Origin of the sequence: Nocardioides aestuarii (assembly GCF_039527245.1) — a bacterium.
Lineage (GTDB): Bacteria > Actinomycetota > Actinomycetes > Propionibacteriales > Nocardioidaceae > Nocardioides > Nocardioides aestuarii.
In genome coordinates, this window is the sequence record NZ_BAAAJT010000001.1 from 1 (window position 1) to 5556 (window position 5556).

The 5556-nt window shown below is 56.9% G+C and carries 3 rRNA genes; all 3 read left to right on the forward strand.

Annotation, left to right across the window (positions count from 1 at the left end):
* Positions 1–178: 178 nt before the first annotated feature.
* The 3 genes from ABD091_RS00005 (at position 179) to rrf (ending at position 5547) form a co-directional block, all read left to right on the forward strand.
* A 16S ribosomal RNA gene (locus ABD091_RS00005) occupies positions 179–1701 on the forward strand.
* A 424-nt stretch (positions 1702–2125) separates the two neighbouring features.
* A 23S ribosomal RNA gene (locus ABD091_RS00010) occupies positions 2126–5239 on the forward strand.
* Between the two features lie 191 nt (positions 5240–5430).
* Positions 5431–5547, forward strand: a 5S ribosomal RNA gene (gene rrf / locus ABD091_RS00015).
* The 16S, 23S and 5S rRNA genes sit together here, the layout of an rRNA operon.
* Positions 5548–5556: the final 9 nt, after the last annotated feature.

Sequence of the window (5556 nt, forward strand, 5' to 3'; positions counted from 1 at the left end):
GCGTCTGATGTTTGAGAACTCAACAGTGTGTTTGATAGTCGATGGAATTAGTTTGTGTGACCTGTCGGCGAGCCGTGGTTTTGGTCATGGTTTGTTGATGGTTTCTTTGATGATTGATTCTGGATTGATTTTTGATCGTTCAGGGTTTGTTGTCAGGTATTGATCTGTTTGTAGTTTTTCTACGGAGAGTTTGATCCTGGCTCAGGACGAACGCTGGCGGCGTGCTTAACACATGCAAGTCGAGCGGAAAGGCCCTTCGGGGTACTCGAGCGGCGAACGGGTGAGTAACACGTGAGTAATCTGCCCTTCACTCTGGGATAGCCACCGGAAACGGTGATTAATACCGGATATGACACACTTCTGCATGGAATGTGTGTGGAAACTTTTTTGGGTGGGGGATGTGCTCGCGGCCTATCAGCTTGTTGGTGGGGTAATGGCCTACCAAGGCTTCGACGGGTAGCCGGCCTGAGAGGGTGACCGGCCACACTGGGACTGAGACACGGCCCAGACTCCTACGGGAGGCAGCAGTGGGGAATATTGGACAATGGGCGGAAGCCTGATCCAGCAACGCCGCGTGAGGGATGACGGCCTTCGGGTTGTAAACCTCTTTCAGCACCGACGAAGCGCAAGTGACGGTAGGTGCAGAAGAAGGACCGGCCAACTACGTGCCAGCAGCCGCGGTAATACGTAGGGTCCGAGCGTTGTCCGGAATTATTGGGCGTAAAGGGCTCGTAGGCGGTTTGTCGCGTCGGGAGTGAAAACACCGGGCTTAACTCGGTGCTTGCTTTCGATACGGGCAGACTTGAGGTATGCAGGGGAGAACGGAATTCCTGGTGTAGCGGTGAAATGCGCAGATATCAGGAGGAACACCGGTGGCGAAGGCGGTTCTCTGGGCATTACCTGACGCTGAGGAGCGAAAGTGTGGGGAGCGAACAGGATTAGATACCCTGGTAGTCCACACCGTAAACGTTGGGCGCTAGGTGTGGGATCCATTCCACGGGTTCCGTGCCGTAGCTAACGCATTAAGCGCCCCGCCTGGGGAGTACGGCCGCAAGGCTAAAACTCAAAGGAATTGACGGGGGCCCGCACAAGCGGCGGAGCATGCGGATTAATTCGATGCAACGCGAAGAACCTTACCTGGGTTTGACATACACCGGAAAGCATCAGAGATGGTGCCCCTTTTTGTCGGTGTACAGGTGGTGCATGGCTGTCGTCAGCTCGTGTCGTGAGATGTTGGGTTAAGTCCCGCAACGAGCGCAACCCTCGTCCTATGTTGCCAGCAACCACTTCGGTGGGTTGGGGACTCATGGGAGACTGCCGGGGTCAACTCGGAGGAAGGTGGGGATGACGTCAAGTCATCATGCCCCTTATGTCCAGGGCTTCACGCATGCTACAATGGCCGGTACAGAGGGCTGCGATCCTGTGAGGGTGAGCGAATCCCTAAAAGCCGGTCTCAGTTCGGATTGGGGTCTGCAACTCGACCCCATGAAGTCGGAGTCGCTAGTAATCGCAGATCAGCAACGCTGCGGTGAATACGTTCCCGGGCCTTGTACACACCGCCCGTCACGTCACGAAAGTCGGCAACACCCGAAGCCGGTGGCCTAACCCTTGTGGGGGGAGCCGTCGAAGGTGGGGCTGGCGATTGGGACGAAGTCGTAACAAGGTAGCCGTACCGGAAGGTGCGGCTGGATCACCTCCTTTCTAAGGAGCACACACCCCGACTCAGGCCGTTCGTGTCTGGGCGCATGGTGGTGTTCACTAGTGGAACCATCGTTCTATCTCCCTGCTGCTGTTCCAGGTGCGCTGCCCGTTCGGGTGGGTGTCTGGGGTGGGGGTGGGGGCACACTGTTGGGGTTCTGAGACATCAGGGCCGTCCTGGTTCTCTGCCTGTGATGGGTGGGGGTCTGGGGTGGGGCTGGTTGTGTCAGCTGCCCGGCCGGACTGGTGCTCGAGTGTGATGCTTGGGTGCTGGCTGGTGTGGGGTTGTTGTTTGAGATCTGGATAGTGGACGCGAGCATCTTTGTAGTGTGCTGCCGCCAATTGGCCTGTGACCGGTTTTCCTTGCTGGTTGCGGGTGTGTCATGTCTGCTCTTGATTGTGGGTGGGTGTGGTGTGGTGTTGGTGGTGGCAAGCTGTGAAGGGCACATGGTGGATGCCTTGGCATCGAGAGCCGATGAAGGACGTAGGAGCCTGCGATAAGCCCTGGGGAGTTGGCAACCGAGCTGTGATCCGGGGATGTCCGAATGGGGAAACCCAGCTGGAGTCATGTCCAGTTACCCGCATCTGAATGAAATAGGGTGTGTGGAGGGAACGCCGGGAAGTGAAACATCTCAGTACCGGTAGGAAGAGAAAACAACAGTGATTCCGAGAGTAGTGGCGAGCGAAATCGGATGAGGCTAAACCACGCATGCGTGATACCCGGCAGGGGTTGTGTGTGTGGGGTTGTGGGAGCGCGTGGGAGAGTCTGCCGGCTTTCCACACAGTAAGAAACCGTCGTTGAAGCTGAAGTCCCTTGGAAGGGGGCGCCGGAGAGGGTGAGAGCCCCGTAGGTGTAAGGCGATGGCTGTGGCGCTGCATCCCAAGTAACACGGAACCCCTGAAATTCCGTGTGAATCTGGCGGGACCACCCGTTAAGCCTAAATACTCCTCGATGACCGATAGCGGACAAGTACCGTGAGGGAAAGGTGAAAAGTACCCCTGGCGGGGAGTGAAATAGTACCTGAAACCGTGTGCCTACAATCCGTTGGAGCGAGAGCTTGCTCTTGTGACAGCGTGCCTTTTGAAGAATGAGCCTGCGAGTTTGCGGTGTGTTGCGAGGTTAACCCGTGTGGGGAAGCCGTAGCGAAAGCGAGTCCGAATAGGGCGTTTGAGTAGCGCGCTCAAGACCCGAAGCGAAGTGATCTATCCATGGGCAGGTTGAAGCGTCGGTAAGACGACGTGGAGGACCGAACCCACTTAGGTTGAAAACTGAGGGGATGACCTGTGGATAGGGGTGAAAGGCCAATCAAACTTCGTGATAGCTGGTTCTCCCCGAAATGCATTTAGGTGCAGCGTTGCGTGTTTCTTGCCGGAGGTAGAGCACTGGATAGCCGATGGGCCCGACCAGGTTACTGACGTTAGCCAAACTCCGAATGCCGGTAAGTGAGAGCGCAGCAGTGAGACGGCGGGGGATAAGCTCCGTCGTCGAGAGGGAAACAGCCCAGACCATCAGCTAAGGCCCCTAAGCGGTGACTAAGTGGAAAAGGATGTGGAGTCGCAGTGACAACCAGGAGGTTGGCTTGGAAGCAGCCACCCTTGAAAGAGTGCGTAATAGCTCACTGGTCAAGTGATTCCGCGCCGACAATGTAGCGGGGCTCAAGTCATCCGCCGAAGCTATGGCACTCACACGTGAAGCCTTAACGGGTGTGTGGGTGGGTAGGGGAGCGTCGTGTCGCGTGTGAAGCTGCCGAGTGATCGAGTGGTGGATGCGACACGAGTGAGAATGCAGGCATGAGTAGCGAATCACGGGTGAGAAACCCGTGCGCCGAATGATCAAGGGTTCCAGGGTCAAGCTAATCTGCCCTGGGTAAGTCGGGACCTAAGGCGAGGCCGACAGGCGTAGTCGATGGACAACGGGTTGATATTCCCGTACCGGCAACGTAGCGCCCATGATGAGGCCGGTGATGCTAACCACCCGAAACCACGGGTACCGATCCCTTCGGGGTGAGGGCCTGTGGCGGAGCGTGGGACCCGATCCGGTAGTAGTCAAGCGATGGGGTGACGCAGGAAGGTAGCCCAACCACGGCGATGGTTGTCCGTGGCCAAGCATGTAGGACGGGACCTAGGCAAATCCGGGTCCCTCCACTTCAGTGTGGAGTCTGAGATGTGATGGGGAGCCACTTTTGGTGAAGTGGGTGATCCTATGCTGTCGAGAAAAACCTCTAGCGAGCTATGCGCCGCCCGTACCCCAAACCGACTCAGGTGATCAGGTAGAGAATACCAAGGCGATCGAGAGAACCATGGTTAAGGAACTCGGCAAAATGCCCCCGTAACTTCGGGAGAAGGGGGACCCGAACCGTGAACACCCTTGCGGTGGGAAGCGGGGAGGGTCGCAGAGACCAGGCCCAAGCGACTGTTTACTAAAAACACAGGTCCGTGCGAAGTTGTAAGACGATGTATACGGACTGACTCCTGCCCGGTGCTGGAAGGTTAAGAGGACGAGTCAACCCCTTGTGGGTGAAGCTCAGAATTTAAGCCCCAGTAAACGGCGGTGGTAACTATAACCATCCTAAGGTAGCGAAATTCCTTGTCGGGTAAGTTCCGACCTGCACGAATGGAGTAACGACTTGGGCGCTGTCTCAACCATGGACTCGGCGAAATTGCACTACGAGTAAAGATGCTCGTTACGCGCGGCAGGACGGAAAGACCCCGGGACCTTTACTATAGTTTGGTATTGGTGTTTGGTTCGGCTTGTGTAGGATAGGTGGGAGACTGTGAAGCGGCCACGCCAGTGGTTGTGGAGTCATCGTTGAAATACCACTCTGGTCGTACTAGATGTCTAACCTAGGTCCGTGATCCGGATCAGGGACAGTGCCTGATGGGTAGTTTAACTGGGGCGGTTGCCTCCTAAAGAGTAACGGAGGCGCTCAAAGGTTCCCTCAGCCTGGTTGGCAATCAGGTGGCGAGTGTAAGTGCACAAGGGAGCTTGACTGTGAGACAGACATGTCGAGCAGGGACGAAAGTCGGAACTAGTGATCCGGCGCCAGCATGTGGAAGCGGCGTCGCTCAACGGATAAAAGGTACCCCGGGGATAACAGGCTGATCTTCCCCAAGAGTCCATATCGACGGGATGGTTTGGCACCTCGATGTCGGCTCGTCGCATCCTGGGGCTGGAGTAGGTCCCAAGGGTTGGGCTGTTCGCCCATTAAAGCGGCACGCGAGCTGGGTTTAGAACGTCGTGAGACAGTTCGGTCCCTATCCGCCGCGCGCGTAGGAAACTTGAGAAAGGCTGTCCCTAGTACGAGAGGACCGGGATGGACGAACCTCTGGTGTGCCAGTTGTCCCGCCAGGGGCACGGCTGGTTAGCTACGTTCGGAAGTGATAACCGCTGAATGCATCTAAGCGGGAAGCACGTTTCAAGATGAGGTTTCCCACCCCCTCGAGGGGGTAAGGCCCCCACCAGAACAGTGGGTTGATAGGCCGGAGGTGTACAGCAGTGATGCCCAGCCGACCGGTACTAATAGGCCGAGGGCTTGCCCCACCCACACCACAACACACCAACCACCAGAGTTGGAACCGTGACGTGGATGTGCCGGGAGCACCTACAAGACAGAATGCACGCGTCCACTAACCAGATCCCGACCAACAAACCCAACCCCCCACGCCACACGAACCGTGTGACAAGACAGGAGGGGGCGGGCACCACACAAGTGGATAGTTGGTCCATAGAGTTACGGCGGCCATAGCGAACGGGAAACACCCGGTCCCATACCGAACCCGGAAGTTAAGCCGTTCAGCGCCGATGGTACTGCAGTCGCGAGGCTGTGGGAGAGTAGGACGCCGCCGGACAATTCTTCG